19 protein-coding genes are annotated in these 22,110 nt (G+C 72.6%); 16 read left to right on the forward strand and 3 right to left on the reverse strand.

Annotation, left to right across the window (positions count from 1 at the left end; genetic code table 11):
* Window positions 1-261: 261 nt before the first annotated feature.
* Complete coding sequence (locus ACFZB9_RS19585) at window positions 262-1,845, forward strand: Re/Si-specific NAD(P)(+) transhydrogenase subunit alpha (protein WP_391448725.1); 1,584 nt, start codon at window positions 262-264, stop codon at window positions 1,843-1,845.
* A 6-nt stretch (window positions 1,846-1,851) separates the two neighbouring features.
* A complete protein-coding gene (pntB, locus tag ACFZB9_RS19590) occupies window positions 1,852-3,288 on the forward strand; it encodes a Re/Si-specific NAD(P)(+) transhydrogenase subunit beta (protein ID WP_391448727.1) in 1,437 nt (478 codons plus the stop codon).
* Between the two features lie 14 nt (window positions 3,289-3,302).
* On the opposite strand, the gene ACFZB9_RS19595 is transcribed toward pntB, so the two are convergent.
* Together ACFZB9_RS19595 and ACFZB9_RS19600 are read right to left on the reverse strand one after the other, a co-directional pair.
* Window positions 3,303-4,697 (reverse strand): MFS transporter, encoded by a 1,395-nt coding sequence (locus tag ACFZB9_RS19595; protein ID WP_391448729.1) that lies wholly within the window; start codon window positions 4,695-4,697, stop codon window positions 3,303-3,305.
* A 103-nt stretch (window positions 4,698-4,800) separates the two neighbouring features.
* A complete protein-coding gene (locus tag ACFZB9_RS19600) occupies window positions 4,801-5,820 on the reverse strand; it encodes a ScbA/BarX family gamma-butyrolactone biosynthesis protein (protein ID WP_391448731.1) in 1,020 nt (339 codons plus the stop codon).
* Between the two features lie 120 nt (window positions 5,821-5,940).
* Between ACFZB9_RS19600 and ACFZB9_RS19605 the strand changes: the two genes are divergently transcribed.
* The 11 genes from ACFZB9_RS19605 (at window position 5,941) to ACFZB9_RS19655 (ending at window position 17,498) form a co-directional block, all read left to right on the forward strand.
* A complete protein-coding gene (locus ACFZB9_RS19605; protein WP_391448733.1) occupies window positions 5,941-6,579 on the forward strand; it encodes a ScbR family autoregulator-binding transcription factor in 639 nt (212 codons plus the stop codon).
* Window positions 6,576-7,589 (forward strand): NAD-dependent epimerase/dehydratase family protein, encoded by a 1,014-nt coding sequence (locus ACFZB9_RS19610; protein ID WP_391448736.1) that lies wholly within the window; start codon window positions 6,576-6,578, stop codon window positions 7,587-7,589. Before ACFZB9_RS19605 ends, ACFZB9_RS19610 begins: the two co-directional genes overlap by 4 nt.
* Before the next feature lie 256 nt (window positions 7,590-7,845).
* Window positions 7,846-8,439 (forward strand): TetR family transcriptional regulator, encoded by a 594-nt coding sequence (locus tag ACFZB9_RS19615; RefSeq protein ID WP_391448737.1) that lies wholly within the window; start codon window positions 7,846-7,848, stop codon window positions 8,437-8,439.
* Window positions 8,440-8,611: 172 nt separating this feature from the next.
* Window positions 8,612-9,757 carry an IS701 family transposase gene (locus ACFZB9_RS19620; RefSeq protein ID WP_391448739.1) on the forward strand — a complete coding sequence of 382 codons (1,146 nt, stop codon included), beginning with the start codon at window positions 8,612-8,614 and terminating at the stop codon, window positions 9,755-9,757.
* 244 nt (window positions 9,758-10,001) lie between these two features.
* Window positions 10,002-11,111 (forward strand): transposase, encoded by a 1,110-nt coding sequence (locus tag ACFZB9_RS19625; protein WP_391448740.1) that lies wholly within the window; start codon window positions 10,002-10,004, stop codon window positions 11,109-11,111.
* Window positions 11,112-11,158: 47 nt separating this feature from the next.
* Complete coding sequence (locus ACFZB9_RS19630) at window positions 11,159-12,355, forward strand: sedoheptulose 7-phosphate cyclase (RefSeq protein WP_391448742.1); 1,197 nt, start codon at window positions 11,159-11,161, stop codon at window positions 12,353-12,355.
* A complete protein-coding gene (locus ACFZB9_RS19635) occupies window positions 12,348-13,139 on the forward strand; it encodes a cupin domain-containing protein (protein WP_391448743.1) in 792 nt (263 codons plus the stop codon). Before ACFZB9_RS19630 ends, ACFZB9_RS19635 begins: the two co-directional genes overlap by 8 nt.
* A 23-nt stretch (window positions 13,140-13,162) precedes the next feature.
* On the forward strand, window positions 13,163-13,555 hold the full coding sequence (locus ACFZB9_RS19640) for a hypothetical protein (RefSeq protein WP_391448745.1): 393 nt from the start codon (window positions 13,163-13,165) through the stop codon (window positions 13,553-13,555).
* A 36-nt stretch (window positions 13,556-13,591) separates the two neighbouring features.
* Window positions 13,592-15,241, forward strand: a complete 1,650-nt coding sequence (locus tag ACFZB9_RS19645; RefSeq protein ID WP_391448747.1) for an FAD-binding oxidoreductase — start codon at window positions 13,592-13,594, stop codon at window positions 15,239-15,241.
* Complete coding sequence (locus ACFZB9_RS19650) at window positions 15,241-16,428, forward strand: acyltransferase family protein (RefSeq protein WP_391448749.1); 1,188 nt, start codon at window positions 15,241-15,243, stop codon at window positions 16,426-16,428. Before ACFZB9_RS19645 ends, ACFZB9_RS19650 begins: the two co-directional genes overlap by 1 nt.
* A gap of 146 nt (window positions 16,429-16,574) precedes the next feature.
* Entirely contained in the window at window positions 16,575-17,498 is a 924-nt protein-coding gene (locus ACFZB9_RS19655; RefSeq protein WP_391448751.1) for an aldo/keto reductase, read from the forward strand.
* Between the two features lie 200 nt (window positions 17,499-17,698).
* Here the strand turns inward: ACFZB9_RS19655 and ACFZB9_RS19660 are convergent, their stop codons facing one another.
* Window positions 17,699-18,922, reverse strand: coding sequence for a serine hydrolase domain-containing protein (locus ACFZB9_RS19660; RefSeq protein WP_391448752.1), 1,224 nt, complete (start codon window positions 18,920-18,922; stop codon window positions 17,699-17,701).
* Window positions 18,923-19,124: 202 nt separating this feature from the next.
* Between ACFZB9_RS19660 and ACFZB9_RS19665 the strand changes: the two genes are divergently transcribed.
* The 3 genes from ACFZB9_RS19665 (at window position 19,125) to ACFZB9_RS19675 (ending at window position 22,107) form a co-directional block, all read left to right on the forward strand.
* Complete coding sequence (locus ACFZB9_RS19665) at window positions 19,125-19,664, forward strand: VOC family protein (protein ID WP_391448754.1); 540 nt, start codon at window positions 19,125-19,127, stop codon at window positions 19,662-19,664.
* Window position 19,665: 1 nt separating this feature from the next.
* Window positions 19,666-20,940: an MFS transporter gene (locus tag ACFZB9_RS19670; RefSeq protein WP_391448756.1), complete on the forward strand. Its 1,275-nt coding sequence runs from the start codon at window positions 19,666-19,668 to the stop codon at window positions 20,938-20,940.
* A 129-nt stretch (window positions 20,941-21,069) separates the two neighbouring features.
* Window positions 21,070-22,107, forward strand: a complete 1,038-nt coding sequence (locus tag ACFZB9_RS19675; RefSeq protein WP_391448757.1) for a transaldolase family protein — start codon at window positions 21,070-21,072, stop codon at window positions 22,105-22,107.
* Window positions 22,108-22,110: the final 3 nt, after the last annotated feature.

Genomic DNA, 22,110 nt, shown 5'->3' on the forward strand with positions numbered 1-22,110 from the left:
GGCGGGCGGCAGCGCCGTCACTCTACCTACCAAACGTTTGTTACGCACTCATCGGGATCGGCCCCGCGCCGGCCCTGGTGCCATGACTTGCCATCAGGCCCTCCTACCCACCGGGCCGTCCGGTGTCGTGGTGAAACTTGTCACGGCTCCGCCTCCTTAGTCCGCCGCGCCGGGGCGTGTAGGTTCCTGCGGCCAAGGGGAGGTCCCTCCCCTGACCGCAGATCCCCGGCACCAGCTCCTGTGACGAGAGAGAGCCACGAGATGTCTGCACACGGCTCCACGCACCACCCCCCGCAGCGCATCGGTGTGGTCGCCGAGTCCGCCCCAGGCGAGACCCGTGTCGCGGCCACTCCGTCGACCGTGCGCGGGTTGCTCGCGCTCGGCTACGAGGTCGTCGTCGAACCCAAGGCCGGCTCGGGCTCGGGCTTCACCGACGAGGCCTACACCGAGGCCGGAGCCGGCATCGGCGACGCCTGGGCGGCCGATGCCGTCCTGAAGGTCAACGCGCCGTCGGACGAGGAGATCGCCCGGCTGGGTGACGGCGCGACCCTGGTCGGCCTGCTCGCCCCGGCCCAGCGGCCCGAGTTGCTGGCGGCGCTGTCCGCGCGGCCGGTCACCGCGCTGGCGCTGGACGCGGTGCCGCGGATCTCGCGGGCGCAGTCGATGGACGTGCTCAGCTCGATGGCGAACATCGCGGGGTACCGGGCGGTGATCGAGGCGGCCCACGTGTTCGGGCGCTTCTTCACCGGTCAGGTGACGGCCGCGGGCAAGGTCCCGCCGGCGAAGGTCCTGGTGGCCGGGGCCGGGGTGGCGGGACTTGCCGCCATCGGCGCGGCCTCCAGCCTGGGCGCGATCGTCCGTGCCACCGACCCGCGCCCCGAAGTCGCCGACCAGGTCAAGTCGTTGGGCGGCGAGTACCTGGCCGTCCAGGTCGCCCAGGAGGCGAGCACCGACGGCTACGCCAAGGCGACCTCCGCCGACTACGACCGCGCGGCCGCCGAGCTCTACCACGAGCAGGCACGGGACGTGGACATCGTCATCACCACCGCGCTGATCCCCGGCCGCCCCGCCCCGCGGCTGCTCACCGCCGCGGACGTGGCGGTGATGAAGTCCGGCAGCGTCATCGTCGACATGGCCGCCGTACAGGGCGGCAACGTCGAGGGCACCGTGCCGGGCGGCGTGGTGGTCACCGACAACGGCGTCACCATCATCGGCTACACCGACCTCGCCGCCCGGCTGCCCGCCCAGGCTTCGCAGCTGTTCGGCACCAACGTGGTCAACCTGCTGAAGCTGCTGACGCCCGGCAAGGACGGGCGCCTGGTCCTGGACTTCGACGACGTGGTCCAGCGGGCGGTGACCGTGGTGCGGGCGGGGGAGACCACCTGGCCGCCGCCACCGGTGGCCGTCTCGGCGGCCCCCGCCGCGCAGCCCGTCGCCGACCGGGAACTGCCGCCCGCCGCGCCGAAGCGGCCGAAGCTCACCCCCGCGGGCCGCTTCGCGCTGATCGGCGCCGGGATGCTGGCGATGTTCGCCGTCGTCGCCTGGGCACCGGCCCAACTCGCGGAGAACTTCACGGTGTTCGCCCTCGCGGTGGTCATCGGCTACTACGTCATCGGCAAGGTGCACCACGCCCTGCACACCCCGTTGATGTCGGTGACCAACGCGATCTCCGGCATCGTGGTGATCGGCGCCCTGCTGCAGATCGGGCACGAGAGCGTGCTCGTCACCGTGCTGTCCTGCGTGGCGATCCTGCTGACCAGCGTGAACATCTTCGGTGGCTTCGCCGTCACCCGCCGCATGCTGAACATGTTCTCGACGTTCTCGACGGACCCGGAAAGGCGCTGAGTCCCGATGACCGCCACGACAGCCTCGCACGCCGCGGACCTGGTCGCCGCCCTGTTGTTCATCCTCAGCCTCGCCGGGCTCTCCCAGCACCGCACCTCCCGGGCCGGTGTCGGCTACGGCATCGCCGGCATGGCGCTGGCCCTGGTCGCCACCGTGGTGGCGGCCGCCCAGAGCATCACGGCCGGCGCGGTCGTCCTGATCGTCCTCGCGATGGCACTGGGCGGCGCGCTCGGCCTGTGGCGGGCGCGGCAGGTCGAGATGACGCAGATGCCCGAACTCATCGCCGTCCTGCACAGCTTCGTCGGCCTGGCCGCGGTGCTGGTCGGCTGGGACAGCTACCTGGAGGTCGAGTCGCACGGTTCGGCGCAGACCCGGATCGCCGCCGACCTGCTGGGCATCCACCACGCCGAGGTCTTCATCGGCATCTTCATCGGCGCCGTCACCTTCACCGGCTCCATCGTCGCCTTCCTCAAGCTCTCCGCCAGGATCGCCTCGCGCCCCCTGACGCTGCCCGGCAAGAACGCGCTCAACGCCGGTGCGCTCGCCGCGTTCGTGGCACTGACGATCTGGTTCACCGTCAGCCCCGGCCTCGGCCTGATGGTCGCGGTCACCGTGCTCGCGCTCGCGCTGGGCTGGCACCTGGTCGCCTCGATCGGCGGCGGCGACATGCCCGTCGTCGTCTCCATGCTCAACAGCTACTCCGGCTGGGCCGCGGCGGCCGCCGGGTTCCTGCTCGACAACAACCTGCTCATCGTCACCGGCGCGCTGGTCGGCTCCTCGGGTGCCTACCTGTCCTACATCATGTGCAAGGCGATGAACCGTTCCTTCCTCTCCGTCATCGCGGGCGGCTTCGGCATCGAGGCCCCCTCGACCGGCGACACCGAGCAGGGCGAGCACCGCGAGATCCGCGCCCAGGAGGCGGCCGAACTGCTCGCCCAGGCAAGCTCGGTGGTGATCACCCCGGGCTACGGCATGGCGGTGGCGCAGGCCCAGCACCCGGTCGCCGAGCTGACCCGCCGGCTGCGCGAGCGCGGCGTCGAGGTCCGCTTCGGCGTCCACCCCGTGGCCGGCCGCCTGCCCGGGCACATGAACGTGCTGCTCGCCGAGGCGAAGGTGCCCTACGACATCGTGCTGGAGATGGACGAGATCAACGACGACCTCGCCGCCACCTCGGTGGTCCTGGTCATCGGCGCCAACGACACCGTCAACCCCGCCGCCACCGACGACCCGTCCAGCCCGATCGCGGGCATGCCGGTGCTGCGCGTCTGGGAGGCCGAACAGGTCGTCGTCTTCAAGCGCTCGATGGCCTCGGGCTACGCGGGAGTCCAGAACCCGCTGTTCTTCCGGGAGAACACCAGCATGCTCTTCGGCGATGCGAAACAGAGCGTCGAGGACATCCTCCTGGCCCTCGCCGCCCTCCCGCAGCCCGTCGCCGTGCGTTAGGGCCTCGCGGTGCGTCAGGGCCTCAGGGTCGCCGCTGTCCTCGCGCCGGCCTCGGCCGGCCGGGGCGAGGGCACGGCCTGCGCCGACTGCCGCAGCCCCACGCCCTTGGTCTCCTCCGCCCACCGCACGCTGACCAGCAGGCCGACCGCGGTGAGCGCGGCCGCCATCAGCATGGTCGGGCCGATGCCGACACCGGTCAGCGCGATCGGCAGCAGATAGGTGCCGACGGCCGCGCCGATCCGGCTCACCGAGGTGGCGAAGCCCACGGCGGTGGCCCGGACCGAGGTCGGGAAGAGTTCGTTGGGGTAGGTCCAGTCGAGCACGTTCGGCCCGCCGCACAGGAAGGCGTAGGCGCACAGCGCGGAGAGCGCCAGCAGCGCCGGAGCCGTGGGCCAGAGCCCGAGGAAGACCAGCGGCACGATCATCAGCGCGAACGACCAGATGATGGTCGGTCGCCGGCCGTGCCGGTCGATCGCCCGCAGCGCCGGGTAGCAGCCGAGCAGGAAGACCAGGCTGATCACTCCGGTGCCCAGGGTGTCCATCACCGTGCCGCCCGGCATGCCGAAGGAGCCCAGGATGGCCGGACCGAAGGTCAGCATCGCGAAGAGCGGCGCCACCTGGCAGAGGAAGAACAGGCCGCAGAAGAGCGTCCGGCGCCGGTAGGCGGGGCTGAACAGCACCCGCATCGAGCCGGCGTCCAGCCGCTCACCGCCCTCGGCCGGCCCGCCGCGCAGCTCCTCGGCCGTCACCTCGCGCCCCAGATGACGGCGCACCAGCTCGACCGCCTCCTGCTCCCGGCCGTGCTGGGCCAGCCAGAGCGGAGACTCCGGCGAGCCGCGCCGCACCACCAGGAAGAACGCGCAGAGCACCGCCGAACTGGCCAGCATCCAGCGCCAGCTGCCGTTCCCGCCCAGCTGGAGGAAGAGGTAGCCGACCCCGTAGGCGAGCACCGAACCGGCGTACCAGGCGATGATCTGCTTGCCCAGCAGCCGGCCGCGGTCCTTGATCGGCAGCCACTCCGCGAGCAGCGAGGTGGCGATCGGGTAGTCGGCGGCGATCGCCATCCCGAGCACGAACCGCAGCGCCACGATCGCCCACACGTCGGTCACCCAGAACGAGCCCACCGAACAGGCCGCGATGACCAGCAGATCGGCGGTGTACATCACCTCGCGCCCGATCCGGTCCGTCAGCATCCCGAACAGGGCGCCGCCGACGAACATCCCGATCAGCGCGGCGGCCCCGATCAGGCTCACCTCCGCGGTGCTCAGCCCCAGCTCCGGCTTCATGCCGATCAGGGCCACCCCGACGATGCTCAGGATGAAACCGTCCAGCAGTGGCCCACCGGAGCAGGCCAGGGCGAGTCGGCGGTGGAACGACGTATAAGGGGCATGATCGATGATCGCGGACATTCACCCCATGCTGCGTTGCTCCCCGGATCCCGCCCAGAGTCGAAGGTCCCGCCCGCTCGGGACCCTCGACCCACCCGTCGGGGCCGGACCGCCGTGGACCCGCTCAGTCCCGCGGGAACGGTGCGAGCGTCACCGTGAGGGCGCAGGACGGGTCCTCGGCCCCCTGCTGGAACGTGACCCGCGCCCGGTCGCGCCGGGTCGAGTCGGGGAGCAGCGTGAGGGCCTCGACCCAGCAGGGCCGGTCGAGTTCGACGTAGTGTGAGAACTCGCACTCCATCGCCACGGCCAGCACCGGAGCCGGACAGGCGAGCGCCTGGGCCGCCTGGCCGGCGGCGTCCAGCAGCAGCGCGCCGGGGACGTGGTCGACCGGGTGGTCGAAGTAGGCCGGATGGGCCGTGTCGACGCGCAGTTGCCAGCGGTGCGACCGGTCGGTCGCGGCGAGGGTCACGTCCCGCGGGGCGGAGCGCCCGGCCCGGGCCGCGGGGATGGGGAAGGTCAACGGCACGGCGCGGGACATCTGTTGGGGCGCGTCCCCGCGTCCGGCCCGCAGCCGCTGGTAGACCGCCGGAGTCTGGACGGTGAACCGGGACTGGGCCGTGGCGAGCGGCACACCGGCGCGGCTGACCACGTAGGCCAGGGTCAGGGCGGTGACGCGGGTGCCGCGCCGGCGCAGGTCCTGGCAGACGACGTCCAGCTCGACCTCCTCGCCCCCGGGGGCGTCGACGCTCAGGCCCTCGGGTACCAGGGCGTAGCTGAACTGGTCCCAGATCAGCTGGTGCCCCAGCGGGACGTCGAAGACCGCGTGCGAGAGCAGCGGGAAGGTCTGCCGGATCGTCTCCAGCAGGAGCTGCGGGTCGTGCAGGCCGCGGCGGGCTCCGTAGATCCGGTGCCGGCGGGGCCAGCGGGCGCTCACCCGGTAGGCCGATGGGCCGGTGGGCCGCCAGCCGGTGAGCAGGACCTCGTGGGCGGCGTTCTTGTGGACCAGCTGCTTGGGCACCGCGGGTGCGAGCAGGGTGGTCGTGCCGGTCGTGCCGGTACCGTGCGCGAGCGGGCCGGTCAGCGCCGCATTGGTCGCGATTCGTCCGGTTTTGGGCATGGCGGTGCTGTGGTCTGTGCCGTACATGTGTGCACTCCCCCGAAATGGCCACAGGCATGGTCGTCGACGCCCGCTGGATGGCGGGCGCCACGGCGAATAACATAGAGGTCGTTCTTTTTGTTTGTCGAGCAGATCTCTGGAGCCACCGTGTCGCGAGCGAAGCAAGACCGAGCCGTACGCACCCGTGGGACGATCCTGCGCGCAGCCGCCCTCGTCTTCGACCAGTACGGATTCAGCGGATCGAGCGTCAGCAAGATCATCACCGAGGCCGGGGCGACGCAGGGTGCGATGTACTTCCACTTCAGGTCCAAGGAGGACCTGGCCAAGGCGGTCATCGACGAGCAGGCCTCCGACCTCGTGCTGCCCGCGCAGCCGGCCGGGCTGGAGCAGCTCATCGGTCTGAACCTGTACCTGGCCGACGAGTTGCAGCAGAACGTGCTGCTGAGGGCCGGTGTGACCCTCGCGGTGGAGCAGAGCCAGCTCGGGCTGCGGGACTTCAGCCCCTACGAGATGTGGGCCGGGCAGTTCCGCGGCGAGCTCGAAGCGGCGCGGCGGGCCGGTGAACTCCTGGCGGACGTCGACGTGGCGGAGGTCGCCCAACTGCTGGTGGCCGCGTACACCGGCTCGCAGATCATGTCCCATCTGCGCACCGGCCGGGCCGACCTGCCCGGGCGGATCATCCGCCTGTGGTGGTACCTGCTCCCCGGCATCGCCACCGCCCCCGTCACGCAGTCGCTGCGGCGCGACCTGGCCGAGCGCGGCACGCAGGACGGGGCATCGGCATGACCGCCCGCACCGTGCTGCTGACCGGGGCGAGCGGCTTCATCGGCTCCGCCGTGCGGTCCCTGCTGCGGGCGCACCCGGAGCACGGCATCCGGGTCCGGGTGCTCTCCCGCTCGCCTGCGACCGGTGTTCCGTCCGCGAGCGGCGCCCCGTCCGTGACCGGTGTTCCGTCCGCGAGCGGCGGGGAGGACCGGGTGCACGCGGACCTGGCCGACCCGCGGACGCTGCACGGCGCGGCCGCCGACGCCGACGTGCTCGTCCACCTCGCCTCGCTGGTCTCCGGAGACGAGGCGGCGTGCACGGCGGTCAATGTGCACGGCACCCGCGCGCTGATGCGGGAGGCGGCCAGAGCGGGGGTGGGCCGGATCGTCCATCTGTCCACCTCGGCCGTCTACGGGCGCGGCCCGCACCGGGGCATCGGCGTGGGCGAGGTCGCGGCCGCGCCGGTCTCGCCGGCCAGCCGGACGCGGCTGGCCGGCGAGCATGCGGCGCTCGACGCCGGTGCCCTGGTGCTGCGCCCGCATCTGGTGGTGGGTGCCGGGGACCGCTGGGTCGTCCCCTGCCTGGCCGAGCTGACCCGGCGGGTCCCGGGACGCTGGGCGGGCGGCGACGCCTTGCTCGGCATGGTCGCGGTGACCGACCTCGCCCGGCTGATCGTCGCGCTGGCCTGCTCCGCGGACCGGCTGCCCGGCGGGGTGCTGCATGCCGGCCACCCCGAACCGGTGCCCGCCCGGGCCCTGTTGGACACGCTCACCGAGCACGCGGTGCTTGCCCCGGTGCCCCGGCGGGACTGGTCCTGGCAGCAGTGCCTGGACCAGCTCGCCCGGGTACCGGGGGCGGCCGGCGCGCGCCAGCTCGAACTGTTCGCCGTGGACCACTGGTACCGCAGCGAGGAGGTGTGGCGGCTGGCCGGCACCGACCCCGGGCCCGGTCCGCTGGCCCGGCTCGCCGAGGCCGCCCCCTGGTACCGCTCGCACCTGGCCGGCGGGCCGGGGCCTGGCCCGGCCGGGTGAGTCGCGGCGGCGGCCGTCGGAGCCGGGAGTGCGAGGGCAGTTGCCAAAGCTGTCAGTGATCCGCCGTGAGCGGGCTGTCGCCGGGCAGGCTGGGCGTATTGTCAGAACTCCACCCGACTGCGGCATTTCGCCACCGCGCCCGCCGAAGGAGCCACACCCCGCCCATGTGGTTCAGCCTCTCCTCCTCCCAGGTCATCGTGACGGCACCGCCGTGCGGCCCGTGCGGCCGCCGCGGCGGGGAGCGGTACGGCCGCCCGTGAAACAGGAACGAGCGCAGCAGACGCACCAGGCTCTCCTGCGGGCCGCAGCGGTCGAGTTCGACCAGCACGGCTACACCGGCACCTCGCTGGCCCGGATCAGCCAGGCGGCCGGCGTGACCATGGGGGCGCTGACCTTCCACTTCGCCAGCAAGGCCGCCCTGGCGGACGCGGTCCGGGCGGAGGCGGCCGCCCTCACCCGCGCGGCGCTCGCCGGGGTTGCCGAGGGTGAGGCCCACGCCGCCGCGGGCCTCACCGATCTGCTCACCCGGCTGCTGCAGGAGGAGCCCGGCGTGCGCGCCGCGGCCCGGCTGAGCTGGGAGCAGCCCGAGGCCGCCGGCAACTGGTACACGAGCTGGCTGCCCACTCTGCGAAGCGCTCTGACGAGGGATCAGCAGGCGAGCGACGCCGAGCACGGCCTCGGGGCGCGGGAGCTGGAGGTGCTGGCCTACTGCCTGGTGACGGGTGCCGAGTCGGTGCGGCGCGGTGTCGTCACGCCACCGGGGGCCACCCCGGAGCGCGGCGAGGAGATCCGGCAGGACCTGCAGCGGATCTGGCAGCGCGCCCTGGCCGGACCGGCCGACCGGAACTGATCCGTCCGCCTCCCGTGGACGCGGCCGTGCCCGGCCGCGCCACCCCCTGTCCAACCTCGTTCCCGGAGCGGAGACTTGCCAAAATCGCGCCCGGGGACGCTCCGGAGTGAAAAACAAAGCGATCGTTCGCTATTCTTTTGGAGGTCGACACGCGCACCTCGGGGAGGTCTACATGGACGCGCAACCGCTGCCGCCCGCCGGCGAAGCCGCGATCACCCGCTTCACGGAGCAGGTCTTCGCCCACCTGACCCGGGTGGACCAGCGACGCTGGGCCCGCGCCTACCTGCACGGACTACTGGCCGCGCCGGGCCGCAAGTCGCTGTCGAACCTGGCAGCCAGCCTCTCCACCAGCCGCACCGCCGCGCTCTCGCTCCAGCAGTTCATCAACGACAGTCCCTGGGACTGGCGTCCGGCCCGCCGGGCGCTGACCCGGGTCGCCAGCCAGGAGGGCCCGGTCCGCGCCTGGACGGCCACCCTGGCGGTGATCCCCAAGCGGGGTGACCAAGCGGTCGGCGTCCACCGCCGCTTCGACCCGTCGGTCGGGCGCACCGTCAAGTGCCAGGTCGCAGCAGGGCTGTTCATCGCCTCCGGGCGGGAGGCCCTGCCGGTGGACTGGTCCCTGCTGCTCGACCCGAGCTGGACCGAGGAGCCGCAGCGCCGGGCCCGCGCCCGGATCCCCGAGAGCGCCGGTCCCCGCCCGGCCTGGCAGCTCCTGGTGGACATGGTCGACCGGCTGGCCGCCCACCAGCCGCCCGCCCCGCTGATCGCCGACCTCGGCATCACCGAGCAACTGCCGCAGCTGGCCGGCGCCTTGGCCCGCCGGGGCATCCCGTACCTGCTCGAAGCCCGTCCCGGCCAGCTCGTGCGGCCCGCCCTCCAGGCGGCCGCGGGCCGGCTCGGGACCGGCCGGTCGGGCGGCGTCGAGGCCGAGGCGCTCTTCCCGCGGCCGCGGCTGCGACCCGGCGGCGGGCCGCAGCCCACGCTGCGCGGGGTGCCGGTCCAGCTGCCGGCCGAGAACGGCGCGCCCGTCCACTGGCTCTGGGCGCACAGCTGCCACCCGGGCGGCCCCCGGCGGTACTGGCTGACCGGCCTCACCGAGGAGGCTCCCGGGATCCTCGCCCTGATCGAATCGGCGGCGAGCACCCGCGGCACCGTGGACCGCCTGGGTGCCGAGTTCGGCCTGCGGGACTTCTCCGGCCGTTCCTACCTCGGCTGGCACCACCACATGACCATGGTCTCCGCCGCCTACGCGTTCGGCCGTCACTCGGCGGGCCGGCCGGACAGGGTTTCCCGGGAGAGCCTGTCCACCTCCGCCTGAGCTGCTCCGGTCTGCCCCGAACCGGCCTGCCCCGAATCGTCCTCTTCCTTCGGCCTGTCCCGGCGCCGTTCCGCGCACCGGAATGGGCCCGTGCGCAGCAGCGAAACACGGACTTGCCGAAGTTGTACGACCCGAATTGACCCCGCCCCGGTCAACGGCAGAGGATTCTTTCACAGCCGAAAGGAGGTGATACACAATGAGCACCACAACGAGCACCACAACGAGCACCACAACGAGCACCACAATGAGCGCCACCGCATGGGGGAGCAGTACCGAGGAAATCGCCCAGGAGCTCTGCGAAAGGCTTTTCTCGTCCGTCGGCCGGGCCGACTACCGCATCAAGGCGGCGGAATACCTGCGCGGACTTCTCGGAACTCCCGGACGCAAATCCATCCGCAACATGGCCCGGTCGCTCCAGGACCACGGGGCGAACCAGCGGCTGCACCACTTCGTCTGCAACTCGCCCTGGCAGTGGGACGCGGTGCGCCGGTCGCTGGCCGCCCGGCTGGTGGAGGTCTCGGCCCCACGGGCCTGGCTGGTCGGCGCCATGCCGCTGGCCAAGTCCGGCGCGCGGTTGGGCGGCAGAGTCGCCGCCGCGCCCGCGGGCCACGGCGGGCCGGGCCCGCACCCGGCCGCCGGGCGTGAACCGTTCGACGGCGACCAGCAGGCACTCGGGCTCTGGTACGCGGCCCCGGGCCTGACCGCACCGGTGGCCTGGCAGCTCCAGTCGGCCGGCGCCCCGGCGGCCCCGGCGATCGACGCGCTGCTGCGCCCGCTGCGGGCCCAGCTGGCCGCCACCCCTTCGGCGACGTTGCTGTGGGACGGTGCGCCGGTCCAGCCGGGCGCGCTGTTCGAGGCCGGTCGGCGGCTCGGCCTGCGGGTGGCGGTGCGGATCGCCGCGGCCACCCGGCTCACCGTGCCGGCCGCACCCGGCCACGGCCGGCCCGAACCGCTGGCGGCCCAGCTGCTCGGCTGCTCGCCCGGCGCCCGGCTGCTGCCGGGCAGCCACGCTCCGCCCGGGGTGCAGGCCCGGGTCGTGCGGGTGGCGCTGCCGCACGCCGCGCCGGGCCGACCGGGCGACGACCTGTTCCTGTACAGCGAATGCGGTCCGCGCGCCCTGCCGGGCTCCGGATTCTGGCTGACGAACACCGAGCCCATCCGGGCCCATGATTTCCACCGGCTGATCCAGCTGGCCGACGAAGTGGAAAGGGACCGCGCCGGTACCGTCCGGCGGGCCGGCCTCCGCGATTTCGAGGGAAAGTCCGAGCCGGGCTGGCACCGGCACATGACGCTCGCCTCCGCGGCGTATGCGGCCCTGGCACTCGGCCGGTACCCGCATCGCATCGGCCGTTGAACCGCAGGACACCTGAAAGTCACCAAGCGATTTACAGGGGGAAACCAATGAACACCGATGAAACGCATTCCAGCAGTCTCGACTTCAGTGAACTGTCGAATTCCTGGCGGGTCCGCGCGGTCAAGCCGGTCGACTACGAGGTCCGGATCTGCCACGACGTGTTCGAGCCGGGCAACCGCGCGCTGATCGAGCACGCGGCCCCCGCCCAGGGCCGCAGCCGCCGGTTCGTGGTGATCGACGCCGAGGTTGACCGGTGCCACGGGGACCGGATCCGCCGCTTCTTCGAGCACCACGACATCGACTACTTCCTGCAGGTGGTCCGCGCCGAGGAGACCGTCAAGGAGTTCGAGACCGCCTCCGAGATCGTGGTCGCCCTGGACTCCTTCGGCCTGGACCGGCGGCGCGAGCCGATCATCGCCATCGGCGGCGGCGTGCTGCTGGACATCGTGGGCCTGGTCGCCAACCTCTACCGCCGGGGCACCCCGGTGGTCCGGGTGCCCACCACGCTGATCGGTCTGGTCGACGCGGGCATCGGGGTGAAGACCGGGGTGAACTTCAACGGTCACAAGAACCGCCTCGGCACCTACTTCGCGCCCTCGCTCACCCTGCTCGACCGGTCCTTCCTGGCCACCGTCGAGCGCCGGCACATCGCCAACGGGATGGCCGAGATCCTCAAGATGGCGCTGATCAAGGACGCCCAGCTGTTCAACCTGCTCGAAGAGCACGGCCCGCGGCTGATCGACCAGAAGTTCCAGGGCGGCACCGACCCGGCGGACCCGGCCGAGCAGGTGATCCGCCTGGCCATCCACGGCATGCTCGAAGAGCTCCAGCCGAACCTGTGGGAGCACACGCTCGAACGCATCGTGGACTACGGCCACACCTTCAGCCCCACCCTGGAGATGCGGGCCCTGCCGGCCCTGCTGCACGGCGAGGCCGTCTGCATCGACATGGCGCTCACCACGGTCCTCGGCTGGCGGCGCGGGCTGCTCGACACCCAGCAGCGCGACCGGGTGCTCGGCGTCATGCGCGCGCTGGAACTGCCGCGCCACCACGACCTGCTGGACGCCGACCTGCTCGCCCGCGCACTGCAGGACACCGTCCGGCACCGGGACGGCGAGCAGCGGCTGCCGCTGCCGGTCGGCATCGGCGACGCGGTCTTCGTCAACGACGTCAGCCACGGCGAACTCGCCGTCGCCGTCGAGGACCTGCGCACTCTCGCCGCCCGGGAGCTCAGCCGTGTCTGACGGTTCGCGCGCGATCCTGGTCGCCGACACCCGCGAGGCCGCCGAGATCTACGGTGTGCACGGCGCCCCGGGCCTGACCCACTGGAAGTGCCTGGCCAGCCGCCGGCACCTGGCCGGCGAGTGGGAGGCCGTGGAGGTCGCCGCCATCCCGCCCGGCGGCCTGAGCGGGGAGCACCGGCACACCCGCACCGAGGAGATCTACTTCATCCTCAGCGGGCGCGGCGAGTTCCTGGTCAACGGGACGACCCGGCCGGCCGAGCCCGGGTCCCTGCTGCTCACCGGGATCGGCACCGTGCACGGCCTGCGCAACACCGGCACCGAGGCGGACGGCCCGCTGGAGTGGCTGGTGATCGAGATGCCCGCCCCGGCCACCTCGGCGGTGCTGCACCAGCTGCCCTCGCCCGCACCGGACGGACCGCCCGCACCGGACGGACCGCACGCACCGCACGCAACCGAAAGGCACTCCGACACCATGAAGCTGCACGACCTGCGCGCGGAGCGGACGGTGGACCCCACCGGCGTCTTCACCGGCCCACTGCGCCTGGTGGAGATCCGCACCCTGGCGGCCGGCGACGAGCAGGCGTTCTCCTCCCGGGCCGGCGAGCACACCATGTTCATCCTGACCGGATCGGGCCGGGTCAGCTCCGGCGACACCACGGTGGCGCTCGGCGCCGGAACCGCCGTGACGCTGCCGCTCGGTGTCGACGCGACCATCAGCGCCGACCAGGAGGGCCTGGAGTTCTTCCACGCCGAGCTCGCGGTGCCGAGGGCGGAGCAGCGGTGATCATCAGTCGCACCATCAGGCCCGTGCGGTCGCTGCCGACCGCCGCCCCGGCCGGCCCCGCCCGGCTCTGGAACTGCCTCGCGCGCCGCGGCATGCTGCACAGCGAGTGCGAAGCGGTCGACCTGTGGCAGCTCCCGCCCGGCGACCGGCTCACCCACCTGGCCCAGGACGGCGTGGAGGAGGCCCTGTTCGTCCTCGCCGGGGACGGCACCGCGCTCCACAGCGCGGCGCTCCACGGCACCGCGCTCCACGGTGACCAGCAACAGCGGCTACTGCCGGGCGGGTTGCTCCTGCTGCCGGCCGCCGAACAGGTCGCCGTGACGGCCGGACCGGACGGCCTGCGGCTGCTGAGCGTGCGCGTGGTACCGGGCGCCCTCAGCGACGCACTGCCGCCGCGCATCCCCCAACTCGACTGACCACGACCAGATCTGACAGAGAGCGAGAAGAGCACCATGCGTAATCTCAGTCGCCGGACGTTCGTGGCCGGCGCCGGGGCCACCCTGGGCACCGCCACCGCGAGCGGCCTGGGCCTCGCGTCCGCCAGAGCGGCCGAGCCGGGCCCGGCAGCGGCACCCAGAGCGGTGGCCGACGCCGAGCTGCTGACGGTGGCCCCCGACGCGCCGCGCTACATCGACCTGATCTCCGGCTTCAACCAGCGCTGGCAGGGCAAGCCGAAGGGCATCCGGCTGCCGCGCAGCACCGACCAGGTGGTGCGGGCGGTGCAGGACGCCGCCGACCGGTCGCAGCGGCTCACCGTGCGCGGCGGCGGGCACTGCTACGAGGACTTCGTCTTCAACCCCGACGTCGAGGTCGTGGTCGACATGAGCCTCATGAGCGCCGTCGGTTACGACCCGCAGCGCCGGGCGTTCGCGGTCGAGGCCGGCGCCACCCTGCTGAACGTCTACGAGGCCCTGTACGAGGGCTGGGGGGTGACCATACCCGGCGGTGTCTGCTTCGCGGTCGGCGTCGGCGGCCACGTCCAGGGCGGCGGCTACGGGAACCTGTCGCGCAAGCACGGCCTGGTGGTCGACCACCTCTACGCGGTCGAGGTGGTCACCCTGGACGCCACCGGGCGCGCCAAGGCGGTGGTCGCCACCCGAGAGGCGGGCGACCCGAACCGCGAGCTGTGGTGGGCCCACACCGGCGGGGGCGGCGGCAACTTCGGCGTGGTCACCCGCTACTGGTTCCGCTCCGCCGACGCCACCGGCGACGACCCCGCGGACCTGCTGCCCAAGCCGCCGGCCGAGGTGCTGATCGCCCTGCCCTCCTGGTCCTGGGCGAAGGTCACCCAGAGCGGGTTCAGCTCGTTCGTGAAGGCCTACGGGACCTGGCACGAGCAGAACAGCGGTGCCGACTCGGTCTACACCGCCCTGACCACCTGGCTCTTCCTCAACCACCGGGCCTCCGGCAGCCTGGGCATGCTGTTCCAGCTGAACGGCGACGTCCCACAGGCCGAGCAGCTCGCCGAGGCCTTCCTGCAGAACCTGGACCAGGCCCTGGGGGTTCCCCACCAGGGGGCGGTCACCCGGCTGCCGTGGCTGAAGGCGGTCCGCTACATCGGCACCATGGCCGACTCGCAGACCGACCCCAACATGCGCGGCGGGCACAAGTCGGCCTACATGAAGCGCGGGTTCACCGACAACCAGATCGCCGCGATCTACCGGAACCTGACCCGCACCGACTACGCCAACAGCGAGGGCGGCCTCGCCGTCGTGTCGTTCGGCGGCCGGATCGGCGCGGTCGCGCCGGACGCCACCGCCGTGGCCCAGCGCGGCGCGATCCTCAAGCTGCTCTACCAGACCTACTGGACGACGCCGGCCGACGACGCCCCCAACCTGGCCTGGCTGCGCCAGTTCTACCAGGACGTCTACGCGGACACCGGCGGCGTCCCGGTCCCCAACCGGAACACCGACGGCTGCTACGTCAACTACGCGGACCGCGACATCAGCGACCCGGCGTTCAACACCTCGAACGTGCCCTGGACCACGCTCTACTACAAGGACAACTATCCCCGGCTGCAGCAGATCAAGCAGCAGTACGACCCGCGGGACTTCTTCCGGCACCGCCAGTCGATCCGGCTGCCCGCCGCCCAGGGGTCGTGATGACGACCCGTCAGATCGACTCCAGGGCAGGACAGTCCAGGCTCCCCTCGCTGACCGGCATGCGGTTCATCGCCGCGCTGCTGGTGTTCCTGACCCATGCGTCGGTGGCCAAGGCCTTCACCGACCAGGGCATCGACTCCTTCATGGGCACCTACCTCAGCAGGGCGGGATTCCTCGGCGTCGGCTTCTTCTTCGTGCTCAGCGGGTTCGTGCTGACCTGGTCGGCCCGGCCGGCGGACCGGACCGGCCGGTTCTACCGCCGGCGGTTCTTCAAGGTCTACCCGAACCACCTGGTGACCTGGTTCGTCGGACTGCTGCTCATGATCAAGGTGGGCACCGACCTGACGGCGACGGCCACCGTGCCGAGCCTGCTGCTGGTGCAGAGCTGGGTGCCGAACCTGACCGCACTGGGCGGCACCAACGGCCCGAGCTGGTCACTGGCCTGTGAGGCGCTCTTCTACCTCAGTTTCCCGCTGCTGCTGCGCCTGGTGAAGCGGATCAGGGCCGAGCGCCTCTGGCTCTGGGTCGCCCTGCTGACCGTCGGGTTCTTCGCGGTTCCCCTGGTCTCCCAGCTCCTGCCGGGCACCCCGCTGTCACCCTGGCAGCCGGTCTCGATGCTGCGCTACTGGTTCGTCTACTTCCTCCCGGCCACCCGGCTGCTGGACTTCGCCCTCGGCATCCTGATGGCCCGGATCGTCCAGACCGGCCGCTGGATCGGCCTGAGCTGGCCAACCGCCCTGCTCCTGCTGGCCGGTGGCTACGCACTGATGGTGTACCTGCCGGACTCCTACGGCCTGGTGGCCCCCACCGCCCTGCCGGTAGCGCTGCTGATCGCCGCGGCGGCCGTCCAGGACGTCAAGGGAGAGCGGACGCCGTTCGCCGGGCGGCGGATGCGGTGGCTGGGCGAGATCTCCTTCGCCTTCTACATGGTCCACTTCCTGGTCTTCCAGTACGGGCCCCTGGGCCTGGCGGCCACCACCTCGGCCGGCGCCCGCAGTTGGCACACCCCCACCGCACTGGGCATGCTCGCGATCACCCTGCTGCTCAGCGTCGCCTTCGGCTGGCTGCTGTACCGGCTGGTGGAGCAGCCCGCGATGCGCCGCTTCGGCCACCCGGCCCGCCGGCCCGCCACTGCCGCCCCCACCGGCAGTACGCCGGTCGCCGTCCCCACACCGGCGGCCGACTGACCGATGCCCGACCAGCCACACCCGCACCGGCCGACACGTTCGGCCAGGCCAGGCGGTGTCCGTGCACCGCCTGGCCGCCCACCGGCCCCCATGAATGAAGAACCCGCACCACTGTCGTAGCACCCACATCGCTAGGAGAACGCAGCATGACCACCGCGACGAACACCGCAGCCGGCACCACCGCCCAGCCCGACCGGAAGACCCTCCAGCTCGGCGAGCTGACGGTCCGTCGGATCGGCTACGGCACGATGCGGCTGGCCGACACCCCGGACATTCCGCCGACCGAGGCGGTCGTGTGGCAGCCCCCGACGCCGCGCGCCGACGCCGTCAACGTGCTGCGCCACGCCGTCGACCGGGGCGTGCAGCTGATCGACACCGCCGACTGCTACGCCCTGGGCGGCAGCGAGGAGCTGATCGCCGAGGCCCTCCACCCCTACGCGGCCGACCTCGTGCTGGCCACCAAGATCGGCATGACCCGCCCGAGCCCCAGCGAGTGGGTGCCGGTGGGCCACCCGGCCTACCTGCGCCAGCAGGCCGAGCTGAGCCTGCGCCGGCTGCGGGTGGAGCGCATCGACCTGCTCCAGCTGCACCGCATCGACCCCGAGGTGCCGCTGGCGGACCAGATCGGCGCGCTCAAGCAGCTCCAGGACGAGGGCAAGGTCCGGCACATCGGCCTGTCCGAGGTGACGGTCGAGCAGCTGCGCGAGGCGAGCGGGATCGCGCCGATCGCCTCGGTGCAGAACTGGTACAACCTGGCCGCCCGCCAGCACGACGACGTGCTGGACTACGCGACCGAGCACGGCATCGCCTTCATGCCGTTCTTCCCGATCGCCATCGGCGGCCACGCCGGCGCCGACAGCCCGGTCGCCGCCGTGGCCCGCGAGGTGGGGGCCACCCCGGCCCAGACCGCGCTGGCCTGGCTGCTGCACCGCTCCCCGGTCGTCCTGCCGATCCCGGGGACCACCTCGGTCAAGCACCTGGACGAGAACCTCGGCGCCCTGGACATCACCCTGACGGACGACCAGATCGCCCGCCTGGACGCCATCGCCGACGCGGCCGAGACGGAGTGACCCGGTGCCCACCCGGCAGCATGTGCCGCCGGGTGGGCCGCATGCGGAAAGGGCCCCGAGTGATCTCGGGGCCCTTTCCGGTCCTGCGCGTTCTTGCCGCTGCCGGGAGTTGCCGGGAGTTCCTGCGCCGGCTTCCCGGCTTCCCGGCTTCCCGGCCTCCTGGCCGGCCGCGGTGCCGCGGCCGGCCAGGAGCGGCTCGCTCAGGAGCGAGGTGCGGTCGGCAGGCCCAGGTCGGCCACGTCCGCGGCCAGTGCCTTGAGCAGCGAGCCGGCCCGCTTGTCGTCCGGCCCCAGCGCGATCAGGCGGTTCATCACGTACGAGACGCCCAGGCCCACCCGCGGCCAGGCCTGGTTGGCCGAGCCGCCGCCGCCGTCGTGCCCGAAGGTCTCACCGTCCGGCCCGGGGCGCTCCGCGGTGCGCAGCCGGTAGCCGCCACCGCCGTAGGCCATCACCACGTCGATCAGCTGGTCGGTCTTGCGGGCGTGCACCCGGCGCGCGTCGTCCAGCGTCCGGCGCGACAGCAGCAGCGGCGGCTCGTCCGGCGAGCGAACGGCGTCGGCCGCCAGGATGCCGTACAGCTTGGCGAACGCCCGTGCCGTGCCGCTGACGTTGATCGCCGGAATCAGCGCGGCCCGCCGCTCGGGGGTGGCCCAGACGCCCTCGTCGTCCGGGAAGGGCTGCGGGTTCTGCCAGATGCGTTGGGTGAGCGGGTCGCCGCTGTGGAAGAAGCCGGTGAACTGGGCCAGGAAGTTGGTGCCGTAGCTGGTCCGGGCCAGCCTCGGCCACAGCTCGGGCCCGGTGCCGAAGTGGATGTCCAGGTCGAGCGGCCGGGCGAGCTCCGCCTGGAAGAAGCGGTCCAGCGGCCGCCCGTCCACCCGCCGGACCAGCTCGCCCATGATCCAGCCGGCCGTGAACGGGCCGTAGAGGATGCCCTGGGCACGGTCGTCGCTCTCCGGCTCCTGGGCGGCGATCAACCGGGCCATCTCGACCGGGTCGTTGGCCTGGTGCTGGCTGACGGGCGCCCACAGGCCGGGCAGCCGCCCGGTGAAGGTGACCACCTCGCGCACCGTGATCCGGCTCTTGCCCGCGGCGGCGAACTCGGGCCAGTAGAAGGCGACCGGACGATCGAGGTCCAGGTCTCCCCGGTCCACCAGGCGCAGCAGCGCGGTGACCGTGATCCCCTTGCTCCCGGAGAAGATTGTCTGCAGCGTGTCGCGCTCCCAGCGCGCGGCGGTGCCGGCGTCGGCGACTCCGCCCCACAGGTCGACCAGCGGCTGGTCGCCGAGGTGGACGGAGAACGCCGCCCCCAGCTCGTCGCGCTCGACGAGATTGCGCTCGAACTCCGCGCGCACGCGCTCGAATCCCGGCGCCACATAGCCGGCTATGTGCAACTCGGCAGCGATGGTCACATGGATCAGCTCCATTCGAATGGTGGACAGAACTCTGCGATTGCCCTCCCAGCACAGCACAGGCGATGGGGGCCGTGAATATCCGCGCCCCCACTTTGGCACCTTGACACACTTCCGCCCGGACGGTTGCCCGCCGGGTGAATCAGCGGCATTCTCAACGGAGTTGTCCGGCAGAATCCCGGGGGGCCACCCGCGGGAGTGAGAGAGCGAGGTTCGCATGACCGGAATACCGGGCGCCAGGTCCGTTCACCACATCGCGTACACCGTCCCCGACCTGGCCCAGGCGGTCGACTTCTTCGTGGACGTGATCGGTGCCGAACTCGCCTACCGGCTCGACGCCGTGCAGGACCAGGAGGGCGACTGGATGACCCGCAAGCTCGGGGTCGACCCGCGGGCCTCGACGAACATCGCCATGCTCCGGCTCGGTCCGACCACCAACCTGGAACTGTTCGAGTACACGGCACCGGAACAGGCCCGCCGGCTGCCCCGCAACAGCGACGTCGGCGGCCACCACTTCGCCATCTACGTGGACGACGTCGACAAGGCGGCCGACTACCTCCGGCAGCAGCCGGGCGTCACCATGCTCGGCGAGCCGGAGACCATCACCGACGGCCCGATCGCGGGGGACCGCTGGGTCTACTTCACGACCCCCTGGGGCATGAGCATGGAACTCATCAACATGCCGGAGGAAATGCCGTACCAGGACACCACCCGGACCCGCCTGTACCACCCCCGAGAGGATTGGCAGGAGGGTTAGCATGACATCCAGAACGGTTTCCCAGCCGGTTTCCCAGCCGGTTTCCCAGCCGGTTTCCCGGTCGGTTTACCGGCTGGTTTCCCGGTCGGATTCCCCCATCGCCGGCCGGGCGGCTCCGGAAGCCTCCGGAAACCGGCTCGCCTTCGCCGCACTGGCCCTGATCGCGTTCGTCATCGGCACCTCCGAGTTCGTCGTGGTGGGTGTGCTGAGCCCGATCGCCCGGGGCTCGGCGACCCCGCTGGGCACCGCCGGACTGCTGGTGACCGGATACGCCCTCGGCATCGCCCTCGGCGGCCCGCTGCTCACCGCGCTGACGATCCGGCTGCCCCGCCGGACCGTCCTGCTGACCGCGCTCGCCGCGTACCTGGCCGCGAGCGCCTGCGCGACCTGCGCCCAGGGGTTCACCGTCCTGCTGATCGCCCGCTGCGGGGCCGGCCTCGTCCACGGCGTGATCGTCGGCGCCGCCACCAGCGTGGCCGTCGCGCTGGCCGGCCCCGGGCGCCAGGGCCGGGCGATCTCGCTGGTCTTCGGCGGCATCTCGGTCGCCACCGTCCTCGGGGTCCCGGCCGGCACGCTGATCGGCCTGAACCTGGGCTGGCGCGCGCCGCTGACCGCGGTCACGGCGCTCGGGGCGCTCGCGCTGCTCGCGGCGTGGCGGCTGATCCCGCCGACCCCGGCCATGGGGGCCCGGAGCCTGTCCGGGCAGCTGCGCAGCGCGCTGTCGAGCCGTGTCCTCGCGCTGCTCACGGTGGCACTGCTGCTGTTCACCGGGCAGTTCACCGCCTACACCTACCTGGCGGCCTACCTGCAGGAGATCACGCACATCCCCGGCGGGCTGGTGAGCGGGTATCTGCTCGCCTTCGGCGCGGCCAGCGCGGTGGGCACCTTCCTCGGCGGCTGGGCCGCCGACCGCCGCGCCGCCCCGACCCTCACGGCGGCCGTGGCCGGCCTGACCCTCGCCCTGCTGGCGTTCCGGCTGGCCGGCCAGTCCGCGCCGTCCGCCGTCGTCGCGGTCGGACTGTGGGGGCTGGTCGGCTTCGGACTGGTGCCCGCACTTCAGTCCCGGATCGTCGAACTGGCCGGGCCCGGTGGGGACTTCGCCGCCACGTTGGGCGTGTCCGCGGCCAACCTCGGCATCGCCGCCGGCGCGGCCCTGGGCGGCTGGGCCATCTCCGCCCACGGGGTGGGCACGGTCGTCCCGCTGGCCTGCCTGATCTGCCTGGCCGCTCTGCTCGCGGCGGCGGCCACCCAACGGCTGCGCCCGCCCGTCCACTGACCCGCCCGTCCACTGACCCGCCCGTCCACTGATCCGCCACCCGCCTGCCCGCTGCCCACCTGCCCGCCCTGCCCGCCACCCGTCGACCCGCACCAGGCCGGTCGCGGGCCACGAAAGGAACTCCCGCACGTGATCGCCACGTTGGCACGCCCTGTCGCCGGTCTCTCCGTCTGGCTGCAGCACCTCCCCGCGACCACGGCCGACCGCGACGAGATCCGTCAGCTCGCCGAGTCCGGCCGGTTCACCGATCTCAGCATCACCGGCCCCGGCAGCACGGGTCCCGACGCCGTGGACCACGCGCGCTGGGCCTGCGACCTGCTCCGGGCCGGCCACCGGCGAAGCGGTGGGCGCGAGGGCCTGGTCGCCGCACCCGTCACCGCCCTGACCAGCAGCACCGAGGGCTATGTGAACGCGGCCCGGGCCCTGGCCCGGGCCGTCGACCGCCCCAACCTGCTGGCCGCCCTGCCCGCTTCCGACAACGGCATCGCCGCCATCGCCCCGCTGCTGGCCGAGGGCATCGGTGTGCGCACCGGACCCGTCTTCTCCGCCGAGCGCTACCGACGGGTCGCCCGGGCCCAGTTGAGGGGTCTCGCACTGGCCCACCGGCAGGGGCGCGACCTCGCCGTCCTCGCCTCGGCGGCCACCTTCGGCGTCGGCGGCATCGACGTCGAGATCGACGCGCTGCTGGACCGGGCGGGCAGCCACGAGTCGAAGGCGCTGCGCGGCCTGGCCGGCATCGCCGGCGCCCGATCGGCGCAACGGATCCTCGCCGAGACCTTCGATCCGGGCATCGATCCGGGCATCGATCCGGGCATCGATCCGGGCATCGATCTGGCCACCGCCCCGGCCAATGACCCGGCCAATGACCCGGCCACCGACCCGGGCTGGCGGATCCTCGCGGCGGCCGGAGCCCAGCCGCCGCGCCTGGTGTGGAGCCAGTTGTACCTCGGCGTCCCCGGCCATCGCAGCGCCCACTACCTGGCCCGGCTCAGCGCTCCCGGTGAGTCCGTGGAGCTGTGCCCGGCGGCGCTCGCCGAGGCCGGCCCGCTGCGGGCGGGCCTGCGCCGGCTGCCGGAGGAGCACGAGTCGGACGAGCGGCTCATCGGTTATCTGCGATGGTTCGGCATCCACCAGGAGGACGTCCTGCAGGGCCTGGAGACCGCGTAGCCG

The sequence above is a fragment of the Kitasatospora sp. NPDC008050 genome (assembly GCF_042957465.1).
Lineage (GTDB): Bacteria > Actinomycetota > Actinomycetes > Streptomycetales > Streptomycetaceae > Kitasatospora.